Annotated in this window: 24 protein-coding genes; 8 read left to right on the forward strand and 16 right to left on the reverse strand. The window is 70.3% G+C overall.

Annotated features, from left to right (window positions below; genetic code table 11):
- Positions 1–4: 4 nt before the first annotated feature.
- The 6 genes from ACYVGD_RS12440 to cysK all read right to left on the reverse strand — a co-directional run bounded on the left by ACYVGD_RS12440 (position 5) and on the right by cysK (position 5,442).
- Positions 5–766, reverse strand: coding sequence for an ABC transporter ATP-binding protein (locus ACYVGD_RS12440; RefSeq protein WP_460744027.1), 762 nt, complete (start codon positions 764–766; stop codon positions 5–7).
- A complete protein-coding gene (locus ACYVGD_RS12445) occupies positions 763–1,878 on the reverse strand; it encodes a FecCD family ABC transporter permease (protein WP_460744028.1) in 1,116 nt (371 codons plus the stop codon). The genes ACYVGD_RS12440 and ACYVGD_RS12445 overlap by 4 nt, the downstream gene beginning before the upstream one ends.
- Positions 1,875–2,732: an ABC transporter substrate-binding protein gene (locus ACYVGD_RS12450; protein WP_460744029.1), complete on the reverse strand. Its 858-nt coding sequence runs from the start codon at positions 2,730–2,732 to the stop codon at positions 1,875–1,877. Before ACYVGD_RS12450 ends, ACYVGD_RS12445 begins: the two co-directional genes overlap by 4 nt.
- A gap of 375 nt (positions 2,733–3,107) precedes the next feature.
- The gene (locus ACYVGD_RS12455; protein ID WP_460744030.1) at positions 3,108–3,866 is read right to left on the reverse strand and encodes a DNA-formamidopyrimidine glycosylase family protein; all 759 of its coding nucleotides are present in this window, start codon (positions 3,864–3,866) and stop codon (positions 3,108–3,110) included.
- 38 nt (positions 3,867–3,904) lie between these two features.
- Positions 3,905–4,510: a serine O-acetyltransferase EpsC gene (gene epsC / locus ACYVGD_RS12460; RefSeq protein ID WP_460744031.1), complete on the reverse strand. Its 606-nt coding sequence runs from the start codon at positions 4,508–4,510 to the stop codon at positions 3,905–3,907.
- Between the two features lie 2 nt (positions 4,511–4,512).
- Positions 4,513–5,442 carry a cysteine synthase A gene (gene cysK / locus ACYVGD_RS12465; protein ID WP_460744032.1) on the reverse strand — a complete coding sequence of 310 codons (930 nt, stop codon included), beginning with the start codon at positions 5,440–5,442 and terminating at the stop codon, positions 4,513–4,515.
- Between the two features lie 145 nt (positions 5,443–5,587).
- On the opposite strand from cysK, the gene ACYVGD_RS12470 reads away from it, so the two are divergent.
- Entirely contained in the window at positions 5,588–7,747 is a 2,160-nt protein-coding gene (locus tag ACYVGD_RS12470) for a hypothetical protein (protein WP_460744033.1), read from the forward strand.
- Between the two features lie 13 nt (positions 7,748–7,760).
- Here ACYVGD_RS12470 and ACYVGD_RS12475 read toward each other — a convergent pair whose 3' ends face one another.
- The gene (locus tag ACYVGD_RS12475) at positions 7,761–8,108 is read right to left on the reverse strand and encodes a DUF2568 domain-containing protein (RefSeq protein ID WP_460744034.1); all 348 of its coding nucleotides are present in this window, start codon (positions 8,106–8,108) and stop codon (positions 7,761–7,763) included.
- The gene (locus tag ACYVGD_RS12480) at positions 8,105–8,488 is read right to left on the reverse strand and encodes a nitroreductase/quinone reductase family protein (RefSeq protein WP_460744035.1); all 384 of its coding nucleotides are present in this window, start codon (positions 8,486–8,488) and stop codon (positions 8,105–8,107) included. The genes ACYVGD_RS12475 and ACYVGD_RS12480 overlap by 4 nt, the downstream gene beginning before the upstream one ends.
- 121 nt (positions 8,489–8,609) lie before the next feature.
- On the opposite strand from ACYVGD_RS12480, the gene ACYVGD_RS12485 reads away from it, so the two are divergent.
- Positions 8,610–9,281, forward strand: a complete 672-nt coding sequence (locus ACYVGD_RS12485; protein ID WP_460744036.1) for a TetR/AcrR family transcriptional regulator — start codon at positions 8,610–8,612, stop codon at positions 9,279–9,281.
- A 165-nt stretch (positions 9,282–9,446) separates the two neighbouring features.
- Here the strand turns inward: ACYVGD_RS12485 and amaB are convergent, their stop codons facing one another.
- Genes amaB through hglS form a run of 3 tightly spaced genes read right to left on the reverse strand, consistent with a single transcriptional unit; the run spans position 9,447 to position 13,592 of the window.
- Complete coding sequence (gene amaB / locus ACYVGD_RS12490; protein ID WP_460744037.1) at positions 9,447–10,985, reverse strand: L-piperidine-6-carboxylate dehydrogenase; 1,539 nt, start codon at positions 10,983–10,985, stop codon at positions 9,447–9,449.
- Between the two features lie 34 nt (positions 10,986–11,019).
- Positions 11,020–12,174: an NAD(P)/FAD-dependent oxidoreductase gene (locus ACYVGD_RS12495; protein ID WP_460744038.1), complete on the reverse strand. Its 1,155-nt coding sequence runs from the start codon at positions 12,172–12,174 to the stop codon at positions 11,020–11,022.
- Positions 12,175–12,200: 26 nt separating this feature from the next.
- A complete protein-coding gene (hglS, locus tag ACYVGD_RS12500) occupies positions 12,201–13,592 on the reverse strand; it encodes a 2-oxoadipate dioxygenase/decarboxylase (RefSeq protein WP_460744039.1) in 1,392 nt (463 codons plus the stop codon).
- A gap of 178 nt (positions 13,593–13,770) precedes the next feature.
- Between hglS and ACYVGD_RS12505 the strand changes: the two genes are divergently transcribed.
- A complete protein-coding gene (locus ACYVGD_RS12505) occupies positions 13,771–14,736 on the forward strand; it encodes an ornithine cyclodeaminase family protein (protein ID WP_460744040.1) in 966 nt (321 codons plus the stop codon).
- Positions 14,737–14,757: 21 nt separating this feature from the next.
- On the opposite strand, the gene ACYVGD_RS12510 is transcribed toward ACYVGD_RS12505, so the two are convergent.
- A complete protein-coding gene (locus ACYVGD_RS12510; protein WP_460744041.1) occupies positions 14,758–15,690 on the reverse strand; it encodes a LysR family transcriptional regulator in 933 nt (310 codons plus the stop codon).
- A gap of 146 nt (positions 15,691–15,836) precedes the next feature.
- On the opposite strand from ACYVGD_RS12510, the gene ACYVGD_RS12515 reads away from it, so the two are divergent.
- The 5 genes from ACYVGD_RS12515 to ACYVGD_RS12535 all read left to right on the forward strand — a co-directional run bounded on the left by ACYVGD_RS12515 (position 15,837) and on the right by ACYVGD_RS12535 (position 20,566).
- Complete coding sequence (locus ACYVGD_RS12515) at positions 15,837–16,601, forward strand: amino acid ABC transporter ATP-binding protein (RefSeq protein WP_460744042.1); 765 nt, start codon at positions 15,837–15,839, stop codon at positions 16,599–16,601.
- Between the two features lie 7 nt (positions 16,602–16,608).
- Positions 16,609–17,247 carry an amino acid ABC transporter permease gene (locus ACYVGD_RS12520; protein ID WP_460744043.1) on the forward strand — a complete coding sequence of 213 codons (639 nt, stop codon included), beginning with the start codon at positions 16,609–16,611 and terminating at the stop codon, positions 17,245–17,247.
- Positions 17,244–17,894: an amino acid ABC transporter permease gene (locus tag ACYVGD_RS12525; protein ID WP_460744044.1), complete on the forward strand. Its 651-nt coding sequence runs from the start codon at positions 17,244–17,246 to the stop codon at positions 17,892–17,894. Before ACYVGD_RS12520 ends, ACYVGD_RS12525 begins: the two co-directional genes overlap by 4 nt.
- Before the next feature lie 43 nt (positions 17,895–17,937).
- The gene (locus ACYVGD_RS12530) at positions 17,938–18,771 is read left to right on the forward strand and encodes a substrate-binding periplasmic protein (protein WP_460744045.1); all 834 of its coding nucleotides are present in this window, start codon (positions 17,938–17,940) and stop codon (positions 18,769–18,771) included.
- Positions 18,772–18,916: 145 nt separating this feature from the next.
- On the forward strand, positions 18,917–20,566 hold the full coding sequence (locus ACYVGD_RS12535) for an FAD-binding dehydrogenase (protein ID WP_460744046.1): 1,650 nt from the start codon (positions 18,917–18,919) through the stop codon (positions 20,564–20,566).
- Between the two features lie 214 nt (positions 20,567–20,780).
- Here ACYVGD_RS12535 and guaA read toward each other — a convergent pair whose 3' ends face one another.
- From guaA to ACYVGD_RS12555, 4 genes are all read right to left on the reverse strand, one after another.
- Positions 20,781–22,364: a glutamine-hydrolyzing GMP synthase gene (gene guaA, locus ACYVGD_RS12540; RefSeq protein ID WP_460744047.1), complete on the reverse strand. Its 1,584-nt coding sequence runs from the start codon at positions 22,362–22,364 to the stop codon at positions 20,781–20,783.
- 388 nt (positions 22,365–22,752) lie between these two features.
- Positions 22,753–23,088, reverse strand: coding sequence for a PspC domain-containing protein (locus ACYVGD_RS12545; protein ID WP_460744048.1), 336 nt, complete (start codon positions 23,086–23,088; stop codon positions 22,753–22,755).
- Between the two features lie 29 nt (positions 23,089–23,117).
- Positions 23,118–23,309 carry a hypothetical protein gene (locus tag ACYVGD_RS12550; RefSeq protein WP_460744049.1) on the reverse strand — a complete coding sequence of 64 codons (192 nt, stop codon included), beginning with the start codon at positions 23,307–23,309 and terminating at the stop codon, positions 23,118–23,120.
- Positions 23,306–24,661, reverse strand: a complete 1,356-nt coding sequence (locus tag ACYVGD_RS12555) for a PspC domain-containing protein (protein ID WP_460744050.1) — start codon at positions 24,659–24,661, stop codon at positions 23,306–23,308. The genes ACYVGD_RS12550 and ACYVGD_RS12555 overlap by 4 nt, the downstream gene beginning before the upstream one ends.
- Positions 24,662–24,789 lie beyond the last annotated feature (128 nt).

The following is a 24,789-nucleotide window of genomic DNA, read 5'->3' on the forward strand; positions in this document are numbered from 1 at the left end:
CACCTCATCGGACCACGACCATCGGGCTCTGGTCTTCGGGATGCGGGACGACGGTCACGGGCACCTGATAGACCTCCTCGAGCTGTTCGCGGACGAAGACGTCTGCTGGGGGGCCGAACGCCACGACGCGACCGTCGGCCATCAGGCAGATCTGGTCGCAGTACCGTGCGGCGATGTTCAGGTCGTGCAGGGCCACCAGACAGCTCGTCCCGAGCGCGCCCAACAGGTGCATCAACGCATGCTGGTGGTGCAGGTCGAGGTGATTGAGTGGCTCGTCCAGCACCAGGAGCGAAGGCTGTGCCGCGATCGCCTGTGCGATGAAGACCCGTTGGCGCTCTCCGCCCGAGAGATGGTCGAGGGGGCGGTCTTTCAGTGCGGACAGGTCCACCGTTTCGAGGGCTGCCGTCACGATGGCGAAGTCCAAGGCGCTGTCGCGGTCGAAAGGCCGCTTGTGGGCGGTGCGACCCTGCAGGACGACATCGAACACGGTCAGGGGAAAATCGGTCTGGGAGTCCTGCACGACGACGCCGACCCGCTGGGCGACCCAGCGGATGCCGTGAGCGGCCAGGTCGTCTCCACCGAGCTGGATGCGTCCCGCGGCGGGTCTGACGGCGCGAAAGACCGACCGGAGAAGGGTCGACTTGCCACAGCCGTTGGGCCCCACCAGCCCCACGATCTCTCCGGAACCGACCACTAGGTCCACGCCGTGGACGATCCGTGTCCCACCGAGCTCGACGGCGACCCCGTCGATGACGAGTCGAGTCATCGCGCTCCCGCCCGGTGGCGCACCAGCAGGACGAACGCCGGCCCACCGACGAGGGAGGTGATGATTCCGACGGGGAGCTCGACCGGGATCCACGCGGTTCGTGCCACGAGGTCGGTAGCCACGAGGAACGCGGCTCCCAGGACGGCCGCCAGGGGGAGCGTGCGCCGGTGGTCAGCCCCCACCAGAAGGCGCGCGGCGTGCGGCATCATCAGCCCGACGAACGACACGACGCCCGAGACCGACACGATGACCGCCGTCACCAGCGCGCACAGCGCCACCATGACCGCCCGGAACCGTCGGGCGTCCAGCCCCAGCGAGGTCGCGGCATCCTCATCCATGATGGCGAGGTTCAGAAGCCGCGAGAGAGGCACCAGAACGGCCAGGCAGGCCGTCACGAGCACCAGGGGGGCCGCGACGTCCGACCAAGTCGTGCCGCCGAAGCCGCCGAGCGTCCACTGCAACACCTGACCGGCCAGCGTCGGGTCGGGCGAGGTGAGCACGACCAGACTGGTCGTCGCGGACAGGATGGCCGAGACGGCGACCCCACACAGGATGAGCCGGGAGGCGCCTCCGTGTCCTCGGCCGGCGACCAGCGTGACGACACCCACCGCGAAGACCGCGCCGAGCAGCGCGCCGGTGTTGAGGAGGGCCATGCTGACCGCCCCGACCGACGACAGGCGCAGCACGAGCACCGCACCCGTCGCTGCACCCGACGAGACGCCGAGGATGCCGGGGTCTGCGAGCGGGTTCCGGAGCACTGCCTGGATGACCGTGCCGACGGTGGCGAGGCCGGCGCCCGCCAGGGCGGCGAGGAGGACGCGGGGCAATCTGGCGTCAGCGATGATGAGGTCTTGGCTACGTGTCCATGCCGGTGCGACGCACGAGTCGCCACAGACGCGATGGCTGAGAATCTTCACCACGGTCACGGGGTCGACCCGCACCGACCCCCACAGGAGTCCGGCCATCGCCAGCAAGGCCATCACGACCACCGCCAGCGCCAGCCATCCCGCGAACGCAGTCCGGGGGGCCCGGATCATGTCCGCAGTCGTCTCGGCGGCCGGCGTACGCAGGAGTTCGACGGCGCCGCGCTGGTCGTGGGTCAGCCACGTCATGAGGCAGGGTGGAACTGCTTGGCCATGTGCTCGATCCCGTCGATCGAGTATGGACCCGGCTGGAGCTGGGAGAGGGTCAGCGTGGCGAACCTGTTGTCCTTGATCGCCGTCGTCTGCGAGATCACGGGGACGCCCTTCAGCGCCTCGATCTTGCTGGCCACCGAGGGCGACTGGTATTGGGGCGTGGTGCCCTCCTCGCGCACGAGGATGATGTCGGGGTTGCGCTCGGCCACCTGCTCCCAGGAGACGCTCATCCACCGCTCGTTCACGTCGGCGAAGACGTTCTCGCCGCCGGCTGCCCTGATCAGCGCGGTTGCCATGCTGTTCCTGCCGGTGGTGGCTGCCTTGTCCGTGCCAGACGCATAGAGGAACACCTTGACCGGGCGCTGCGAGCCCACCCGCGTGCGCACGGCTTCGACACGTTCGCGGAGGGATGTCACGCTGACCCGGGCGCGGTCTTCGACCCGGAACACCTTGCCCATCGTCTCGATCTCGGAGTAGATGTCATCGACCTTGACGGCGCCCTTCGCGCAACCCTCTGGTGTCAGGTGTGACTTCACCCCCGAGTCCCGCAGCTGTTCGCGCGTGTGGCCCGTCTTGGGGCTGAAGCCGTCGGGATAGCCGGAGTAGACGAAGTCAGGCTGCACGGCGATGAGCTGCTCCATCGTCGGCTGTTCGGTCGACAGGACGGGGATCTTCGCGTACGCCTCGGAGTACTTGGGGGCGATCTCGCGGCCCCTCATGTAGGCCGTGCCCACCATTCGGTCCCCCAGCCCGAGCTCGAGGAGGGTCTCTGTCGCGTTGGAGGTGAGCGCGACGGTACGCGCCGGCGGAGAGGGGAAGTCGGTGCTCATGCCGCAGCTTTCGACCGTGATGGGGGCGTTGTCAGCTGGTGCGGGGGCTGTCGGGCTTTGGACTGCCTGCCCGCAGCCCGTGACAAGCAGGGCCAGGGTGAGCGCTGCGGCGCCCGGACATCGGCGGAGATGCATGGTTGCTCCTTGTCAGGTCTCAGGGAGACCTGGGTGCAAGCACACAGTGCCTCCCCTTCCTCGAGGGGATGGAACGATGCCCGTGCAGCAGGCGACCGGACTCGCTCGTGGGAGCTCTACCGTTGCGGGACAGTGCCGGGATCTCACCGGACTTCGCTGTGCAGGGGCGGCCGTGGGGCCGAGCGAAGGCTAGCACGCCGTGCGCGGGTCCCCTCAGACGGCGGGACTGCAGATGACCGCTCACAGCGGCGGTTGGCAGTGCGGACACCAGTAGGAGTGTCGCTCCTGACCGAGGGGGCCGAACTCCTCGTGGGCGATGGGGGTGCCGCAGCGTGGGCAAGGGCGGCCCGTCCGTTCGAACACCGCCCGTCGGGTCTGGCCGTCGACGTTGGCCGCGATCAGCCGTTGTGCGCGGACGACCAGCCGGCGCAGCCTCCCGGGGGTGAGGGTGCCGACCGGCGTACGCGGGTGGATGCCCTGCAGGAAAAGGGGTTCTGCGCGATAGATGGTGCCCAGCCCGGCGAGGTTGCGCTGGTCCAGCAGTGCCTCGCCGATGGTGCGCTCCGGCCGGGCGCCGAGCCGGCGCACGGCCTCGTCGGTATCCCAGTCGGGGCCGAGCAGATCGGGGCCGAGGTGACCGACGAGGTCGTCCTCGCGCGCGGTGGCCACGACGGCGACGTCGTGGATGCGCAGGCCGAACGCGGCCTCGGTGTCGTTGGCGAGCAGGACGCGGACCTCGTGGGCAGGGCCGGGTGGTCGGGTGCCGGTGGCGACGACCTTCCACGCGCCGTCCATGCGCATGTGGGTGTGGAGCGTGCGCCCGTCGTCCAGCCTGATCAGCTGGTGCTTGCCGCGCGGGACCACCTCGGTGACGGTCGCACCGGCCAGGTCGAGGGTGGCGTACGCGGGCACGCGCAACTCACCACGACGAAGGCGCCGCCCGGCCAGCGCCGCGTGGAGGCGGCGGCAGGCTCGGACGACGGCATCACCTTCGGGCACGGGGCCCAGTCAACCAGAGCATCGGGAAGCGGCGGGGCTCAGATCATCCACTCCGGCTCGAACATCATCGGCGCGCGCTCGAGCACGCGCCCGGGGACACCCACGACCGTCGCGGCTGCGGGGACGTCCTTGGTGACGACGGCGTTGGCGCCGATGCGGGCACCCTGGCCGACGGTGATCGGCCCGAGGATGCGGGCGCCAGCGCCGACCTTCACTCCGTCCTCCAGCGTGGGGTGGCGCTTGACCTTCTGGAGGGTCACGCCGCCCAGGTTCACGCCGTTGTAGAGCATGCAGTCGTCACCGATGACCGCCGTCTCGCCGATGACGACGCCCATGCCGTGGTCGATGAAGAACCGGCGGCCGATCGTGGCGCCGGGGTGGATCTCGATGCCGGTCAGCGCACGGTTCACGTGCGAGAGCAGGCGGGCCGACAGGTGGGCGCCGTCGGTCCACAGCGCATGGGCGACGCGGTGCATCCAAACTGCGTGCAGGCCCGGGTAGGCCAGCAGCAGCTCCGCGGTGGACCGCGCCGCGGGGTCGTTGGTGCGGGCGTTCTCTAGATCCTCGGCGAAGCGGTCCCGCACGCCCTGAAGGGTGGCGGGGGACAGCAGCGCGGTGAAACGGGAGAGCTCGGGCGTGCCCATCGTCAGCCGGCCAGGCCCTCGAACAGGATGGTCGAGACGTAGCGCTCGCCGAAGTCGGGCAGCACCACGACGACGCGCTTGCCGGCGTTCTCGGGGCGCTGCGCGACCTCCACTGCGGCGGCGAGGGCGGCACCCGAGGAGATGCCGACGAGGATTCCCTCCTCGGTGGCGGAGCGACGCGCGTAGTCGACGGCGGTGGCGGCGTCGACGGGCAGGACCTCGTCGATGACGTCCCGGTCGAGGATCTCGGGAATGAAGTTGGCGCCGATACCCTGGATCTTGTGGGGGCCGGCCTGGCCACCCGACAGCAGCGGGGACTCCTTCGGCTCGACCGCGACGATCTTCACGTCGGGGTTCTTCTGCTTCAGCACCTGGCCGACGCCGGTGATCGTGCCGCCGGTGCCGACGCCCGCGACGAAGATGTCGACCTGGCCGTCGGTGTCGGCCCAGATCTCCTCGGCCGTCGTGCGGCGGTGGATCTCGGCGTTGGCCTCGTTGGCGAACTGACGGGCGAGGATCGCGTTGTCCTCCGATGCGAGCTCCTCGGCCTTCGCGACGGCGCCCCTCATGCCGTCCGCGCCCGGGGTGAGGTGGAGCTCGGCGCCGTACGCGCGCAGCAGCGCCTTGCGCTCGTTCGACATGGTCTCGGGCATGGCGAGCTTGACCTTGTAGCCGCGTGCGGCACCGACCAGAGCCAGGGCGATGCCGGTGTTGCCGGAAGTGCCCTCGACGATGGTGCCGCCGGGCTTCAACTCACCCGAGCGTTCGGCGGCGTCCACGATCGCGACGCCGATGCGGTCCTTGACGGAGCTGGCAGGGTTGTAGAACTCCAACTTCGCCACGACTTCGGCGTGTGAGTCCTTCGTCACCCTGTTGAGACGGACGAGAGGCGTGCGGCCGACGAGTTCGGTGATGTTGTTCGAGATGCTCATGTCCTATTAACAGCACCTATGGCCCCATTATTCCAAATCCGCGGGGACGGGTCTCACTTCTTGGGACCACCACGTGCGGCGCGACTTGAGCGGCTTGGGAGACTGGGGGGCGACGCCACCCCCCGAGCCCCTGGAGCCCCGTCGCATGCGCCGATCCTCCTCGCCTCGCCCGAGCCCGGGTGTGATCCTGCGTACGCGGACGCTCGTCGCACTCCTCCTCGGGCTGTCCCTCGTGGTCACCTCGTGCACCGGCGGTGCGGACAGGCCGCCCCCACCGCCCGGGACCGACGGGCTCGTCGCCTCCGACTGGTGGGCCGCCCGCCAGAAGGACTACCTCCATCGCGTCACCGAACGCGTCGACCCCACCTCCCTCGACTCGATCGTCGCCGCGCTCGCCCGCCAGCAGGCCGAGCCGGCGTACGCCTTCGACCCGCGGCGCGTCACCGAGGCCGGGCTGCGCCCGGTCCTGGACAAGATCGACGGCCATCGCGACACCAGCGACTTCGACCAGATGCGCCTGTGGCTGGCCTGGCATGCCGGACGCGACCGCCTTGATCCCGCCACCCGCGCCGCTTTGGAGAGGCGCATCCTCGACTACCGCTACTGGTACACCGACCCGCTGCCCGACGGGGTGGTCGACCACAAGTGGTTCTGGTCGGAGAACCACCGCATCATCGCCCACACGCTCGAATACCTGGCCGGGCGCGAGCTGCCCGACGCGACGTTCACCATCACCGCTGAGCCGGGCCGCGTCCACGCGCAGCGCGGCCGCGAGCGGATCATCCGCTGGCTCGACGAGAAGGCCCGCTGGGGCATGTCGGAGTGGCAGTCCGACGTCTACTACGCCGAGGACCTCCAGCCCCTGCTGATGCTGGCCGAGCACGCCGAACCGGCCATCGCCGACCGGGCCATGGCGATGCTCGACATGCTCGCCCTCGACCTCGCCGTCAACCAGCTCGACGGCAACCTCGGCGTCTCCCACGGCCGCTCCTACATGAAGAACAAGGCGCGGGCCTCGACGCAGGGCGTCCACGACCTCCTCCACCTCGCGTACGGCACCAGCCCGGAGGGTTACTCCGACCGCACCGACTTCGCCGCAGTGCTGCTCGCCTCCGCGACGCGCTACCGCATCCCCGAGGCCATCCGCCGCGTCGCCGTGGACCCCGCCCCGTTCACCGGCCGCCAGCGCACCGGCGTGCCGATCGACCCGCAGGAGCCGTTCGGGCTCGCCGTGCCGCCGCCCGGCACCTCCTACACCGATCCAGAGGCGCTGGAGTTCTGGTGGGACCGCGGCGCCATGACTGCCTGGCAGGTCGTGCCGCTGTCGATGCGCGCCATCGAGGAGCACCGGCTGTGGACGACCGACCTGTTCGCGCCGCTGGCGCGCGTCATCGGCCCCGAGCGGAAACTCGACCCGCGTGCGGCGCAGTACGCGGCGTACGCGCTGGGTTGCCAGGTCAATCAAGGCCTCCTCGCGCGGGCCGACACGGTCGTCCACCGACGTGCCGACGCCATGCTGTCCAGCGTGCAGGACTACCGCCCCGGTTGCTTCGGTCGCCAGTACCACGCGTGGCAGGCGACTCTCGGGTCCGATGCCGTCGTGTTCACGACCCACCCCGGCACCGCCGACACCGGCACGTGGGCCGACGGCGACCTCTACTGGAACGGCGCAGTGACGATGCCGCGGACGGCCCAGTCGAACGGCGCCCTGATCGCGATCTATTCGCCCGCCTACCGCGGCGGCACCGGGGAGGACGCGAACTTCCTGCCGATGACCCACGCGTACTTCCCGACCGAGAGGTTCGACGAGGTCCGCCAGCACGGTCACTGGGTGTTCGGGCGCAAGGGCGACGGCTACGTCGCCCTGTGGTCCCACCGCGACGCCCAGTTCGCCGAGCCGGGCCCCAACCCGGCCGGGCTCGGGAGTCGCTATGACCTCGTCGCCGACGGCGGCCCCGACAACGTCTGGATCAGCGAGGTCGGTGACCGCGCACGGTGGGGATCGTTCGACGCATTCGTCGACGCCCATCGGGCCGCCCGCGTCGAGGTCGCCGCGGCGCCCCCGGTGGGCAAGGACGCCTCGCCCGGCTTCTCGGTGCGCTACGAGTCACCGACCGAGAAAGAGATGCGCTTCGGCACCGTGGACGGTTTCTCCGTCGACGGACGGGTCGTCGACCAGCATCCTGCGGGACGCATGGCCAACCCGTACGCGACCGTCGCCGAGGCGGACCCGGTGTGGACCGTGGCCGGCGGCGACCTGCGCTGGCGCTTCGACCTGGCCACGGGGCGCCGCGGCCCGGCCTGATCCCGCCACCCGCTCAGGCCTCCAGCGCGGGCTGGGCCACGACCATCGCCAGCGAGCCCGCCACGGCCAGTGCCAGCCCCCAGCGCGGCCGCCCCAGCGCGGCCACGCCGCCCCCGGTCGCCACCATGAGCACGGACGCCGCCGCCACGCGCGGCCACAGGACGAGCCGGCGGTCGGCGTCTGGTGAGAACCAGGTGGCCCACATCGCGATCCCGCCCACCAGCGCGATGGCAGCCGTGAGGGCGCCCACCGCGGGATGGACCCCGCGGCCGAGTCGCCATCCCACGTACGCCAGTCCCGCCCCGAACCCCAGCTCGGCGAGAAAGGCCCAGGTGCCGAGCACCCACTGCAGCGGAGTCATCGGGCCACCTCGAGTCGGAAGACCGGGTGGGCGCCCGGGTCGGGCGGCGCGTCCATGAAGGACGCGACCTGCCACCCCCAGCGGCGCCGGTAGCGCTCCAGCACCGGCCCGCGGTCGTCCACGGGGAGCTCGGTGGCGGTGTACGTCGTGCCTGCGAGGCGACAGGTGCCGTCGGCGCGCAGGTTGCGGACCCACTGCGTCTGGCCGCGCGGTGCGACGATGTGGTGGGCACCCTCGTGGACCATCGGGTTCACCACCGTGCCGCGCCACCGCCCGGTCCGACGGCCGCGTACCTCCAGCCAGCGCGCGCCGAACAGAGGTACGCCCCGGCGGACCAGCGCGCCGACCAGCTCGTTGAGACGACGTTCGAAGCGATTCATGTGTTCCTTCCCCAAATCCGAGAGCGATGCTCTCTGATTTCGAGAGTGGACGATCGGCGTGGAAAAATCAAGAGCGGTGCTCTCTGTTGTGTGCGGCGATCTCGTCGATGACCATGGGAAGGTGCCCACACCACGCCAGATCGCCCACGCCGAGACGCTCGACCGCATCCTGCGGCTGGGCCGCGACCAGCTCGCCGTGGTCGGCCCACAGAACCTGTCGCTGCGCGCGATCGCGCGCGAACTCGGGGTCTCCTCGTCCGCGGTCTACCGCTATGTGGCGAGTCGCGACGAGCTGCTGACACGCCTGATCACGGCGGCGTACGACGCGCTGGGGGAGCACGTCGAGAAGGCCGACCGCAGCGCCCGGCGGTCCGACCACCTGACCCGCTGGCGCAAGTCCTGCCACGCCGTACGCACCTGGGCCGCCGCCCACCCGCACGAGTGGGCGTTGGTCTACGGCTCGCCCGTGCCCGACTACGCCGCCCCCCAGGAGACCCTCGAGCCGGCCGCCCGCGCGGCCCGCGTCCTCGTGGGGATCGCCGTCGATGCCGGTGGCCGCGCCGGGGGCCCCGAGCCGACCGGCGCCCTGCGTACCCAGCTCGAGACCGTCGCCGCAGACTTCGGCGCCGACCTCGACCTCGTGACCATGGGCGCGCTCGTCGATGCCTGGACCCACCTGTTCGGCGTCGTGTCGCTCGAACGGTTCGGCCACCTCGTCGGCACCGTCGACCCGACCGACGCCTACTTCAGCCGGCTCGTCGACGACCTCGCCGTGCGCGTGGGCATCGCCTGAAGGCGATCCAGGCGCCGGGCGCCCGGGATCGGTCTGCGCGCCTGTGCTTCGAGCGAACCCCTTCTCCAGTAGTCCGAGAGAGCGTAGCGAGACGAGGAGCCCCGTAAGACGCGAGCGCCCCCGTGACCGCTTGCGCGGCACGGGGGCGAAGGCAGGTGCTGTCGATCAGACGTCGAAGTTGACGCCCTGCGCCAACGGGAGCTCGCCGGAGTAGTTGATCGTGTTCGTCGCACGGCGCATGTATGCCTGCCACGCGTCGGACCCGGACTCGCGGCCGCCTCCGGTCTCCTTCTCGCCACCGAACGCGCCGCCGATCTCGGCCCCGGAGGTGCCGATGTTGACGTTGGCGATGCCGCAGTCGGAGCCCTCGGCGGACACGAAGAGCTCGGCCTCGGCCATGTCGGAGGTGAAGATCGACGACGACAGGCCCTGCGGCACGTCGTTGTTGATCGCGATGGCCTCACGGACCTCGCCCGAGTAGGTGAGGATGTAGGTCACCGGGGCGAAGGTCTCCGAGCGCACGATGTCGGTCTGGCCCGGCATGCGGATCAGCGCAGGCTCGACGTAGTAGGCGTTCGGGGCCTCGTCGGCCAGACGCCGCGAGCCGCCGACGACGAGCTCGCCGCCCTGCTCCAGCGCCGACTTCACGGCGTTCTCGTAGCCGGCGAACGACTTGTCGTTGATCAGCGGGCCGACGAGGGTGCCCTCGGTGCGCGGGTCACCGATCGGGAGCTTCTCGAAAACCGTCTTCAGGCGCGAAACCAGTTCGTCGACGATCGACTCGTGGGCGATGACGCGACGCATCGTGGTGCAGCGCTGGCCCGCGGTGCCGGCGGCGGCGAACACGATGCCGCGGACGGCCAGGTCGAGGTCGGCCGAGGGGGCGACGATCGCCGCGTTGTTGCCACCGAGCTCCAGCAGCGAGCGGCCGAAGCGGTCTGCGACGCGAGGGCCGACGGCCTTGCCCATGCGGGTCGAGCCGGTGGCCGACAGCAGCGCGACGTCCGGGTGGTCGACGAGGGCCTCGCCCACGTCGGCGGCACCGATGACGACCTGCGACAGCCCGGCGGGGGCACCGCAGTCGGCCAGCGCGCGCTGCATGAGCGCGTTGGTGGCCAGTGCGCACATCGGCGCTGCCTCCGACGGCTTCCAGATGACGGGGTCGCCACAGACGACCGCGAGGGCGGTGTTCCACGACCAGACGGCCACGGGGAAGTTGAACGCCGAGATGACGCCGACGACGCCCAGCGGGTGCCAGGTCTCCATCAGGCGATGGCCGGGGCGCTCCGAGACCATCGTCTTGCCGTACAGCTGGCGCGACAGGCCGACGGCGAACTCGCAGATGTCGATCATCTCCTGAACCTCGCCGAGGGCCTCGGAGGTGATCTTGCCGACCTCGATCGAGACGAGCTCGCCCAGGTCCTCCTTGTGCTCGGTGAGGAGCTCACCCAGGCGCTTGACGACGGCGCCGCGCACCGGGGCGGGGACTGTGCGCCACTGCAGGAAGGCTTCCTTGGCGGTGGCGACCATGCCGTCGACGTCGACGGCCGTGTTCCAGCGCACGGAGTGGGCGACCTCGCCGTTGATTGGCGAGAGGACGTCCTGGTCGCCCTGGACGGCGGCCCAGTCGACGCCACAGCGCTCGGCGGCGGCCTTGGCGCGGCCGGCGAGGTCCTCGGCGGTGGGAATGGCGGAATCGGTCACGTTCTTCAACTTTCGTTTCAGGTGGGACTGGGGATTAGACGATGTTGAACTCAGGACGCAGGCCGCTGTCGGCGAAACGGGCCGCCGACATGCCGGAGACGTCCACGAAGGGCTGCTGGTCAAGGTACAGATCACGCATGACCTCGCCGCAGGCCGGTCCCTGCAGGAAGCCGTGACCGGAGAACCCGGTGCAGTAGAGGAAGCGGGAGACGCCCTCGGCCTCACCGATCAGCGCGTTGTGGTCGGGGGTGTTCTCGTAGAGACCCGCCCACCCGGACGCGAAGCCGACATCGGCCAGCGACGGGATGCGACGCTCCATGGCCTCGGCCAGCTCCTCGAGCCAGTCGTCGGTCTGGGAGATCGAGAAGCCGGGCTCCTGCTCGGAGTACGACATGCCGAGCAGCAGGCCAGGGCCCTCGTTGTGGAAATAGAGGGTGGTGGCCTGGTCGATCGTGAACGGCGTGTCGACGGGCAGGCCCGGGATGGGCTCGGTGATGAGGATCTGGCGCTTCAGCGGCTCCACGGGCAGGTTGACCCCGACCCAGTCACCGACCTGCTTCGACCAGGCGCCGGCGGTGCAGATGACGGTCTCGGTCTCGATGCGGCCACCCTCGGTCTCGACAGCACGGATCTGGCCGTCGACGACGTCGATGCCGGTCACCCTGCAGTTGTTGACCAGCGTCGCCCCGGCCTTGCGGGCGGCGCGGACGTAACCGCCGACCACCGACTCGGGCGTGCAGTGGCCGTCCCGCGGCGTCCAGGCGGCGGCGACGAGGCCGTCGGTGGAGATGTACGGCGACCGCTTCTTCGCCTCCTCGACGGAGATGATGCGGCTCTCGAGACCGAGGTTGGTCTGCAGCTCCGCGTTGCGCTCGAACTTCACGAGCGCCTCGTCGTTGTCGAGGCAGAACAGGTAGCCGACCTGGTGGAGGTCGATGTCCTGGTCGAACTTCTGCTGGAAGTTCTCGAACGTCTCGAGGCTGCGGGCGCCGAGCTGGATGTTCACCTCGTCAGAGAACTGGGCGCGTACGCCACCGGCGGCACGGCAGGTCGAGGCCCCGCCGAAGTCGGCGGCCTCGAGCAGCACGACGTCGGTGATGCCGTGCGTCGCGAGCTCGTACGCCGTGGCGACGCCCATGACGCCGCCGCCGACGACGACGACGCTCGCGGAGGAGGGGAGGTTGGGCATGTGCGGATCCTTGGGGTCGGGGGAGATCAGCGGGTGATCGTGGACATGCCGAGACGCTCGGCGGCCGCGGCGAGGGAGGCCTCGGACTGGGCGGCGTACAGGGTCTCGGGGGCGACGATCTCGCGGCCGATGACCGAGGACAGCCAGTCCATGTCGCGGTCGGTGGCCTGCTGCGAATCGTCCTTCGAGCCGTGGCTGGTCAGGTTGGAGTTGAAGATGCCGGCGGCGGAGCGCGGCAGGAAGTCCTCGTAGACGATGGGCTCGGCGGTGACCCATTCCTCGGCAATCAGCGTCTTGAGATCGGACGACTCCGGCTTGCCCTGCCTGTCCTCGGCGACGGCGTAGGCGAAGTACGCCAGGCCCTGCTCGTGGAGTTCTGCCTCCGTGCGCGGGCACATCTCGCGCCACACGGCGCGGGCGATGTCGACGCGTACGCCACCCTCGGTCTCGGCGAGGCGCCGGTCGGTCTCGGCGACCATCTGGTCGAACAGCTCGCGGCCCTTCGGGGTGAGCGCGATGCCGCGCTGCTCGACCTCGCCGAAGCGTACGCGGAGCTGGCCGGTGGAGACGGTGCCGTCGGCCTCGCGGAAGGCGCGGTCCTCGGCGAGGGCGCGAAATGAGGTCTGGCGGAGCAGGAGGTCGGGGCCCTCCCAGTCCGGCGGGCCCTGGATCTCGGAGATCATCTCGATGCCGAGGGCCTGCATCGACGTGTACAGGTCGTCGATGTCGAGCACGCGCGGGGTGAGGTGGTTGATGTGGGTCGACGTGATGCCACCGATGTCGGCCGCGACGCCGGAGACGGCGGCGAGCTCCTCGTACCAGGCCCGGTCGACGGGTTCGGTGCCGAGCTCGAAGGCCTCTCCGGCGAGCTGCAGGAAGCGGTCGGCGTCAGCCTCCTCGAGGCCGCCCTGCTCCGACGCCTTGTCGGCGAGCCCGAGCAGCTCGGGGACGAACAGCTGGCGGGCGCCGAGGAAGTCGAGCAGGCGACGCTCCTGGTCCTCGGTGAAGAAGCGGCGGTCCTGCGGCACGAGCATGGAGGTGAACACGCGGAACGGGTTCTTCGCGAGCTCGTCGGCGTCGTGCGGACGGTAGGCCGTCGAGACGACGGGGATCGGCTGCGGCTGCGCGTCGCGCAGGTCGTAGAAGCCTGTGGGGTACATGCCGAACGCGCCGAACACGCGGGCGACCTGCGACATCTCCTCGGGCGAGCCGACGCGGATGGCGCCGTGGCGCTCGGCGGTGACGCGCTCGATCGAACCGAGGCGCTCGGCGTCGTGGCCCTCGCGCTCCATGACGCGCCGGTTCACCTGGGTGGAGACGTCCACGAGCGTGTTGTACGCGGGCACCTCCCCGCCGTAGAGCTCGGCGAGACGCACGGCGAATCGTGCGCGAAGCTGCCAGGTGGGCACGAGGGACATCGTTCACTCCATGGGGATGCGGTTCGGGCGAGACACCGGCTTTGGTGTGGGTCGCAATTGCGCTCAAGCATCGCCACCGGTCGGGGCCCGGCGCCAGACCTGCAGGGAGCCGGAGTGTTGGCGTGCCATAAGCAACCCTTGTGCTGTGATCCGGCCGTGCGCTGGCATGCTGTCCGGCATGGTCAACGACGCTCTCATCCTGTCCTCCGACGACATCACGAGCCTCTTCACCCCGGAGGTCGCGCTGGAGTCCCAGCGCCGCGCCTTCGCCGAGCTCGGCCACGGCCGGGCCCAGCTCCCCGCCCGCCTGCTCATCGACGGCCGGGAGGAGTCGACGGCGTTCTGCTACGCCGCTCGCACGAACCCAGACGGCGCCGCGGTCTCGAAGTTCGGCTCGGTCAACCCGGCCAACGCCGACCGGGGCCTGCCGACGATCTCGGCCCTCGTCGTCGTCCTCGACCCGGTGACCGGTCGCCCTGCCGCCGTGATGGACGGCACGCTGGTGACGACGCTGCGCACGGCGGCGGCCTCGGCCGTGGCGATCGACGCGCTCGCCGGTGACGGCCCGGTCGCGATCGTGGGGTCGGGGGTCCAGGCCCGAGCCCACCTGACGTCGCTGCCGCTGGTGCGGCCGGACGCCGAGTACCGCATCACCTCGCTCGACCTCGACGCCGCCCGCCGGCTCGCCGACGGGGCGGACCGCCCGGTCGAGGTGTTCGAGACCGTTCAGGACGCCGTGGAGGGCGCGGCGGTCGTCCTCACCGCCACGACGAGCCCGAAGCCGCTGCTCGAGGCCAGCTGGATCTCTCCCGGAGCGGTGGTCATGAGCATCGGATCGTTCGCCGCCGACCGCCACGAGGTCGGCCAGGACCTCGTCAAGCGCGCCGACCTCGTGGTCGTCGACCACGTCGAGACGTGTCTCGAGCACGCCGGCCCGGTGGTGGAGGCCGTACGCACCGGCCTGCTGCAGCCCTGCGACCTCGTCGCGCTTGGCGACGTCGCCGTCGGCAACCGCGGTCGCGCGTCGGCCGACGAGATCGTCTACGTCAACTCCGTGGGCATCGGCGTGCAGGACGCCGCCGCGGCGGAGATGATCGTGGGCGAGGCCCGCCGTCTCGGGCTGGGCTCGCCGCTGGCCCTCTGACGGAGGCGGGTGCCCCTGCGGTCAGGCAGCCGCGGGGGCGTTCACGCCCGGGATGGTCTCGGCCAGCCCCCGGGCCGTCTCCTGCAGGCCGCGGATTGCCGTGGGCACAGCAGGGTTGATGCCCTTGCGGCGATGGACGACCTCGATGTGACGGTAGAGGCGCTCGGACATCTTCTTGGCGACGACGCCGGCGCCGGCGTGGTAGCCCAGCGAGGGAGTGAGCGCGATGCCGAGGTCGGCGGCGACGAGCCCGCGGATCACCGCGTAGTTGTTGGAACGGTAGTCGACCTTCGGCTCGAACCGGTAGCGCGCCGCCAGCACGCCCAGGCACTGGGTGCCGTCGGCGGCATCGGAGGTGTTGATCCACATGTGATCGGCCAGGTCCCCGATGTCGACCACCGTCGCCGCCGCCAACGGGTTCGTCTCGGCCACAAGCACGACGAGCTCGTCTTCGAGCAGGGGAGTGGTCACCAGCGAGCGCGGCCACGTGCGCGGCACCATGTCGTAGCGGTAGACCAGCCCCAGGTCGAGCTCGCCGTCCTCGACGAGCGGGACGATCTCGTGGGGCTCGCCCTCGTCGAGATGGAGCGCCAGGTTGGGGAACAGCTCGCGACGGCTCGACAACCACTGGGGGAGCATCCACTCCGAGACGCTGGGGAAGCTGCCCACGCGCAGCTTGCCGACGGTGCCCTCGACGACGGCCGCCACGTCGTTGTCGAGACGCTCGAGGTCGGCGAGGACCTCGCGCGCCTGGTCGGCCAGGGCGTGGGCGGCGGGGGTCGCGCGTACGCTGTGGGCCTCCCGGTCGAATAGGGTGAGTCTGGTGGCCCGCTCGAGCGCGGCCATCTGTTGGGACACCGCGGATCCGGTGTAGCCGAGCTGGCGGGCCGCGTCGGCGAAAGAACCCGTGCGCAGCACAGCCATCAGGGTGCGCAGGTGCAGCGGATTCAACACGCCCCCGAGTTTAGCGTTAGCGATGCTGTCGGCAGGTCCATATTCGCTGACCCTCGACGTCCTTCCGCCTACACCCTGTGCTGGTGCAGTCTGACACCTCAGCAGCGGCGGAGTGCGCCGCACGTCCCAGCGATCGAAGGACGCCAATGGAGTCGAATACCCGCGAGGTAGCCATCAAGCTCGAGCAGGTGGCGAAGAGCTTCGGTGACCACCATGTGCTGACCGACGTCTCGATGAGCGTCAGGGAGGGCGAGGTGTGCGCCATGGTCGGCCCGTCCGGTGCAGGCAAGTCCACCCTGCTGCGGTGCATCAACCTGCTCGAGCGCCCCGACCACGGAACGATCACCGTCGGGGGCCACACAATCGACACCGAGCGGAAGTTCAACGCCAAGGAACTCGCCGCCCTGCGCCGCGAGGTCGGCATGGTGTTCCAGCACTTCAACCTCTTCCCGCACCTCAACGTGCTGCGCAACATCTCCCTGCCGCAGGAGCGTGTCCTCAAGCGCTCCCGCAAGGACGCCGACGAGCGCTCGATGAAGCTGCTCGAGCGGGTCGGCCTGGCCGACAAGGCCCAGCAGTACCCCGGCCGCTGCTCCGGCGGCCAGCAGCAGCGCATCGCCATCGCCCGCGCGCTCGCGCTCGACCCGAAGGTCATGCTGTTCGACGAGCCGACCTCGGCGCTCGACCCCGAGTACGGCCTCGAGGTCCTCGGCGTCATGCGCGAGCTCGCCGCCGAGGGCATGACCATGGTCGTCGTCACCCATGAGATGCAGTTCGCCCGCGACGTGTCCGACCACCTCGTGGTCATGGCCGACGGCGGGATCATCGAGGAGGGTGACCCGAAGGCCATCTTCGCCGATCCCTCACACCCGCGGACGCGCAAGTTCCTCGGCGCGGTCCTGGATCGCTGAGGCCACCATGGACCTGTTCCTCACGCTCTTGCAGGGCGTCCCCATGACGCTCCTGCTCACGTTCGGCGCGCTGGCCATCGGTGCGGTGCTCGGCATCCCGCTGGTGCTGATGCGCCGCTCGCACATCCTCGTCGTGCGCTTCATCGCCCGCGCGATCATCGAGATCTCCCGTGGCATCCCGCCGATCGTGTGGTTGTTCATCATCTTCTACGGCGTCGGCGGCTCGTTCCCCGATCTCGAGCCGCTCCCTGCGGCACTGGGCGGCCTCGGCGTCATCGCCGGTGGCTACATGGCCGAGATCTACCGCGGTGGCTGGATGGCTGTCGGCGCGGGTCAGGACGAGGCGGCGGCCGCGCTCGGCATGAGCCGCGTGCGTACGCTCGCGGACGTCATCGGTCCCCAGGTGTTCCGCGTCTCCATCCCCGCGGCGGCGACGTACGGGATCGGACTGCTGAAGGACTCCTCGGTGGCCTACACCATCGGTGTCACCGAGATCATGTACTTCGCCAACGAGCAGTCGAAGGCCTCCGCGGACGCGCTCACCCCGTTCCTCGTGGCGGCGCTGGTCTACATCATCATGACGGTCCCCTGCGCCTGGGGCTCTCGCGCCCTCGACGCCAAGCTGCGGAAGGCGGTCAACCGATGATCGACTCCATCGCTCCTTTCATCCCGAACCTCATCGGCGGCCTGTGGGTCTCGCTGAAGCTCACGGCCGCGACGCTCGCCATGGGCCTGCCACTCGGCCTGCTCCTGGCCCTGCTGTCCGCGTCGCCGTGGCGGGTGGTCCGCTGGCTCGTCGTCGCGCTGGTCGAGATCGGTCGTGGTACGCCGATGCTCGTCGTCCTGCAGATCTTCTACTTCGGCCTCCCCGCGTTCGGCGTGACCCTCACGTCGTTCCTGGCCGCGGCCCTCGCGCTGGCGCTGACGACCGCCGCGTATACCTCGGAGATCCTCCGTGGCGCGCTGCTGTCGGTGAACCAGGGCACCATCGAGGCCGCCATGGCCATGGGCATGAATGAGGCCGACCGCCTCCGCGACGTCATCCTCCCGCAGGCGCTCCGCGTGGCCCTGCCGGCTCTGATCGGCTTCTCGATCCTCATGTTCCAGGGCACGTCGCTGGCGTACACCATCGCTTTGCCCGAGCTGCTGAGCCAGGCCTACTCGGCCGGCTCGTCCACCTTCCGTTACCTGGCGATCCTGTCGATCGCCGGCCTGATGTATGCGGTCATCACGATCCCTATGAGCCTGATCACCGACCGCCTCGAGAAGCGCATGTCGCGCTTTGCCGCCTGACCCACCGCACCATCGCACCAACACCGTTCCTAAGGAGAACACCATGAAGATGCGCCGGATCGCTGCCGCCGCAGTCGCGCTCGTCACTGCCACGACGGTCTCCGCCTGTGGTGGCGGTGGGCAGTCTGCCACCACCGACAAGAACTGCACGCCGAAGCACCAGTTCGACACCGTCAAGAAGGGCCAGCTGACGGTCTCCTTCTACGACCTCCCGCCGTTCACCAAGGCCGAGGGCAAGAAGATCACGGGTGTCGACGGCGAGATCCTCGATGAGATCGCCAAGATGGAGTGCCTGACGATTGCCCCGCAGCCGCTCGCCGCGGCCGCCGTGATCCCCGCCGTCCAGGCCGGTCGCGCCGACATCGCCGCCGCCGACTGGTACCGCACCAAGTCGCGCAACGAGATCGTGACGCTGTCCGACCCGATGTACCTCGACCAGATGGCGATCATCTCCAAGGACGGCACGAAGTCCGTCCAGGCGCTCAAGGGCAAGAAGGTCGGCACGGTCGACGGCTACATGTGGGTCGAGGACATGAAGAAGCTCCTCGGTGACGATCTCAAGGTCTACCCGTCGACCCTGAACATGAACCAGGACCTCAAAGCCGGCCGCATCGAGATCGGCATCGACTCCTACGGCTCGGGCGTCTTCAACAACCCCGACCTCAAGGTCGAGGTCGTCGAGAAGGACCCGACGATCGCCGGCACGCTCGACGCCGCGCAGGCCTCGTTCCCGATGCCGAAGGGCAAGGACGCCTTGGCCAAGGCCATCAACGAGGACATCGCCGAGCTCCACAAGAACGGCAAGATCAAGGAGATCCTCGTCAAGCACAAGCTCGACGCCTCCGCCGCCGACGTGGGCGAGCCGCGCCTCCTCTGATCCACAGACGTCTCTGACCGGTTCAGCCGATCGGGTGGTCCCCCCGTGGGGCCACTCGATCGGTGTTTTTGAAGGGACGGTTTCCGAGCGGGCGATTTCCAATCGGGTCTTCCGTGGGGCGGGCGGTTCTGCCACGCTGGCGCCCATGGACGCTGACGTCATCGTGATCGGATCGGGCCTCTCAGGCCTGGTCGCCGCCACCACCGCCGCCGGGCGCGGACTGTCGGTGATCGTGCTCGACGCCGAGGGGCCGCAGTCGGTCGGCGGCCAGGCGCACTGGTCGTTCGGCGGGCTGTTCCTCGTCGACTCGCCCGAGCAGCGGCGCCTCGGCGTACGCGACTCGCGCGAGCTGGCGCTGGCCGACTGGCTGGGCTCAGCGGGCTTCGACCGGGACGAGGACGTGTGGGGCCGGCGCTGGGCCGAGGCGTACGTCGACTTCGCCGCGGGCGAGAAGCGTGCCTGGCTGTCAAAGAAAGGCGTGCGGTTCTTCCCGCTGGTCCAGTGGGCCGAACGCGGCGGCCACCTGTCACCCGGCCACGGCAACTCTGTGCCGCGGTTCCACATCACGTGGGGGACCGGGCCCGGCCTGGTGCAGCCGTTCGCCACCGAGGCCCGCGAGTCGCGGCTGGTGGACCTGCGCTTCCGCCACTACGTCGACCACCTGGAGGTGTCGAACTCCGGTGTCTCGGTGAGCGGGCGGACGCTCGCGCCCGACCACGCCGAGCGGGGCCGGCCGACGAACCGCGACGCGGTCGGGGAGTTCACCGTGGCCGCCCCGAACGTCGTCATCGCCTCGGGCGGCATCGGCGGCAACCTCGATCTGGTGCGCGAGCTGTGGCCGGCCGCGTACGGATCGCTGCCGCCGCGCGACGACCTCGTCCAGGGGGTGCCTGACTACGTGGACGGCTCGATGCTCGGCGTCGGCGAGGCGGCCGGCGGCCACATCGTGAACCGTGACCGCATGTGGCACTACCCCGAGGGCATCCGCAACCACTCGCCGCTGTGGTCGCAGCACGGCGTCCGCATCCTGCCTGCGCCGTCGTCGCTGTGGCTCGACGCCGACGGCCACCGCCTGCCCGCCCCGAACTTCCCGGGCTTCGATGCCTTGGGCACCCTGCGGGAGATCTCTGCGCGCGGCCACGCGTACTCGTGGTTCGTGCTCGATGAGGAGACCATCGCGAAGGAGTTCGCGCTGTCCGGCTCGGAGCAGAACGCCGACCTGACCGGCAGGGACGTACGCCTGCTGTCGCAGCGCCTGCGCCCGGGGCCCACCAAGGAGGTGCAGGCGTTCGTCGACGCCGGCATCGACATCGTCGTCGCCGACACCGTCGCCGAGCTCGCGGGGCGGATGAACGGGCTCGTCGGCACCGACCGCATCGACGCCGACGCGCTGCTGGCGACCATCAGCGAGCGCGATGGACAGGTGGCATCAGGTCTCGGCAAGGACCCGCAGGTCGTGGCCACGCGCGCGGCGCGCTCGTACGCGGTGGACCGCCTGATGCGCGTCGTGCCGCCCCACCGGCTCACCCAAGCCGACGGCTCCGGGCGCCACGGCTCGGGCGGCCGGCTGATCGCCGCGCGCCTGCACGTGCTCACGCGCAAGACCCTCGGCGGGTTCTGGACCGACCTGGACGCCCGCGTGCTGGACGCGGCGGGCGACCCCGTTCCGGGTCTGTACGCGGTGGGCGAGGCCGCGGGCTTCGGCGGCGGTGGGGTCCACGGCTGGCGGGCCCTGGAGGGCACGTTCCTCGGCGGGTGCCTCCACTCGGGCCTGCGCGCCGGCCGCGCCCTCTAGCTCGCCCCACCGCAACAACAGGCCGAAAACTCCTCAACAGGCGATGCAAGGCCTGTTGAGCAGTTTTCGGCCTGTGGTGCGTGGGCCGGGGCACGACGCACCAACGACGAGCTCGCGGGATGCACGACGCGCCACTGGCGGCCCTTCGCGCGGCCGACGTCCCAGACGCGGAGGGCCGGGGGAACGGCCCATCAGGGACAGACGCGTCCGCGCCTCACTCCCACTCGATGGTGCCAGGCGGCTTCGACGTGACGTCGAGCACGACGCGGTTGACCTCGCGTACCTCGTTGGTGATGCGCGTGGAGATTCTCTCCAGCAACTCGTACGGAAGGCGGCTCCAGTCGGCGGTCATGGCATCCTCCGACGAGACGGGGCGCAGCACGACGGGGTGGCCGTAGGTGCGGCCGTCGCCCTGGACGCCGACCGAGCGCACGTCGGCGAGCAGCACCACGGGGAACTGCCAGACGTCGCGGTCGAGGCCGGCGGCGGTGAGCTCGGCGCGGGCGATGGCGTCGGCCTCGCGCAGCAGATCGAGGCGGTCGCGCGTGACCTCGCCGATGATGCGGATGGCTAGGCCGGGGCCGGGGAAGGGCTGGCGCCAGACCATGACGGCGGGCAGTCCCAGCTCGGTGCCGACGGCGCGTACCTCGTCCTTGAACAGCGTGCGCAGCGGCTCGATCAGCTCGAACTGCAGGTCGTCGGGCAGGCCGCCGACGTTGTGGTGGGACTTGATGTTGGCCGCGCCCTCGCCGCCGCCGGACTCGACGACGTCGGGGTAGAGCGTGCCCTGCACGAGGAAGTCGATGCCGTGGTCGTCGGCAATCTCGCGGGCCGCGGCCTCGAAGGTCCGGATGAACTCGCGGCCGATGATCTTGCGCTTGGTCTCGGGGTCGGTCACGCCGGCGAGGTGGCCCAGGAACTGGTCGGAGACCTCCTTGACGACGAGGTCCACGCCGGTGGCCGCGACGTAGTCCTTCTCGACCTGCTCGGCCTCGCCCTTGCGCAGCAGACCGTGGTCGACGAACACGCAGGTCAGCTGGTCGCCGATGGCGCGCTGGACGAGCGCCGCGGCCACGGCGGAGTCGACTCCGCCGGACAGCGCGCACAGGACGCGCTTGTCGCCGACGCGCTCGCGGATGGCGCGGACGGAGTCCTCGACGATGTTGTGGGCGTTCCAGTCGGGGCGTACGCCGGCGATGTCGAACAGGAAGTGGCGCAGGACGTCCTGACCGCGCTCGGAGTGGTTGACCTCCGGGTGCCACTGGACGCCGGCGAGGCGGCGCTGGGCGTCCTCGAACGCGGCGACGGGCGCGCCGGGGGTGGACGCCAAGCAGGTGAAGCCCTCGGGGGCCTGCGACACCGAGTCGCCGTGGGACATCCAGATCGACATCTCGGTAGGGAGGTCGGCGAGCAGCGTGCCGGGCTCGGAGACGGTGGTCTGCGTACGCCCGAACTCGCTGAGGCCCGTCTGCTGGACGGTGCCGCCCAGTGCGGCCGCCATGGCCTGGAACCCGTAGCAGATGCCGAAGACGGGTACGCCGGCCGCGAAGAGCGCCGGGTCCACCTGCGGTGCGCCGTCGGCGTACACCGAGGAGGGGCCGCCGGACAGGATCACCGCGGCGGGCTTTTTCGCCAGGATCTGGTCGACGCTCGCCGACGACGGCATGATCTCGGAGTAGACGTCGGCCTCGCGCACGCGGCGCGCGATCAGCTGCGCGTACTGAGCCCCGAAGTCGATGACGACCACGCGGTCGTGGTCGGCCACGACGTCCTGAGCGATCTGCTGGTTCTCGGACATGAGCCGAAGTCTAGAGGGAAATCGCAGGTGACCACGCAGCGAGCGGAGCGGCTGGCGGTGATCTTCTCGTCTCCCTGGCTTTCGCTCGTCTCCCTGGCTTTCGCTCGTCTCGCTGGCGTCCGATCGGAAACCACTTGCTCGGAACAACTCGCTCGGAAAGCGGGTGTGGGTGTCGGGCGCATCGTCTCGCTGTGTCTGGGTCGGAGAATGGGAGCGAGCACGCAGTGGACCCCCCGGCGAGCGTCATGCGACGCGCCCCCGTCGTCGGGAGCACCAAGACGAAGCCCCGCGACAGCTCACGCAACCAGGAGCGTGGGCCGCCGCGGGGCTTCGACGACTGCGACGACGACTGCGACGACGACAGGGGACCGTCGTGCGCGAGCCGGGACTACCGCAGGTCGTCGCTGTTTGGCATGCCCGTGCTGTTGCCGTACGGGTCGGTGGGGTTGGGGTTGACCGGCGGCTGCTGGGTCTTGGTGGTGCGGTAGTCCTTCACTGCCTGGTCGGCCTGGTTGAACAGCTCCTGGGCGTACACCTTGCCGTCGTCAGCAGGCATGACGAGCCAGGCGATGATGTAGACCAACGGGCCGACGCCGGTGAACAGGACGGCGAGTGCGGTCAGCAGGCGGATCAGGCTGACGTCGGTGCCGGTGTAGGCGGCGACGCCGCCGCACACACCGCCCAGGATCTTGTCGGTGGAGCTGCGGGTGAACTTCTTGTCCATGATGGTTCTCCTTGGTGGGTGTGGGTCGGTCAGTTCTCGCGTCCGCGGGACAGGGCGAGGCCTGCACCGCCGATGACGATCAGTGACACGGGGAGCGCGGCCTTGAACCATGCTCCGGACATGTCTCCGCCGAACGTCACGAACAACGCTCCGGCGGCGATGAGGACGAACAGGAGGCCGGTGACGAGTCCTGTGACGTCGGGCTTGTGGTGGGTGTTCATCGGGTCACCTCGATCTCTCCCATCTCGACGCTGAGGTCGAGCTCCAGGACGGGGCCGGTGCCGGGGACGACGACGGTGTCCTTGCCGTCGAAGCCGCTGAAGTGTCCCGCGTCGAGGACCTTGGCGCTGCCGGCGTCGACCTGGTAAGTGACGCGGACGGGCATGTTCTCGGGGACGCGTACGTGGATCTGGCCGGCGTCGACGGCCACGCGGAGCTTGCGGTTCTCGGTGAGCTGCAGCTGGCTGAGGTCGACGTCGACGGAGCCAACGTCGCGGGAGATGCGTCCCGGGAGGGCGTCAGGGGTGGTGACGGTGACCGCGTACTCCCGGTTCGAGGAGCCGTGGGGCGCGGGGGCGCCGAACGCGCCGGCGCTGAGCACCGCGAGGACGACACCGAGGGCGATCATGCCGCGCGGCCGGCCGAGCCAGGTGCCGGCGATGAGGACGAGGCCGACGACGAGGAGCCCAGCTGCGGGGTAGGCGGCGAACGGGACGTCGTACCGCATGCCGGCGAGGGCGACGCCAGCCATGGCGAGGCCGGTCAGGGCGAGGCCGGTCCACGACAGGGATGCGTTGCGGCGGCGCCGGGGGCGGCGCTCGACGACGGTCGCGCCGGTGGGGGCGGGCTGGCTGTAGATGCCGCCCGGGTCGGGCACGGAGGCGAGGAAGGCGTCCATCGAGTAGCCGGGATGGTGGGTGTACGCGGGTGAGTGTGCGGTGGCGCCGCTGCGCAGGTCGACGCCTTCGCTCGGACGCTCGCCCGGCTGTTCGGTGGCGGGGCCCATGGGGGCTGCGGGGCCGGGGCGCGTGGGCCAGGCCCGCGGGTCGGGCTGCGTGGTCTGCTGGTGTCGGAGGTGCTCGTGGACGCGTTGCTGCCAGGCGGCGGCCTGTCGGGTGAACTCGGTGTCGGCGGCGAAGGGGGCGCTGATCTGTCCGGTGAGCGCCGCCTTGTTCTCGCGGCGCTCCTCGGCGGCCCGGCGCGGACGGTAGAGGCCGAAATACCAGACGGCGAGGACGACGATGGCGGGCGTGACACCGAACGGCAGGACGGTCGACAGGAGGGCCGCGCTCAGCAGGCAGGTGGCGACGAGCGCGCCGATCTTCAGCGGCTGCGGCCACCCGCGCCAGCCCGGCAGCGCCGAGTCGAGCACCGCCCGGTCGCCGTCCGCGGCCGGCAGCGTGAGCCAGAGCGCCGCGTACAGGACGAGGCCGACGCCACCGCTGAGCCCGAGCACGACGAACACGGCGCGGATGATGAGGGGGTCGACCCGCCACGCGACAGCGAGCGCGTCGCAGACGCCGGCCACCTTTGAGGTGGCGGCGGGGCTGCGGCGCAGCGTGGTGAGGTCCATGGCATCCATCGTGCTCGACGTCGGGGGCGTCCGCCATCGGGGGAGGCCCTGATTCCGCCCCCATCAGGGGCGGGTCGGGGGAGTCCCTACTGGTCGTGCGCCCCTGCACGTGTGAGGCTTGGAGGACG

The sequence above is a fragment of the Mariniluteicoccus endophyticus genome, from assembly GCF_054780035.1.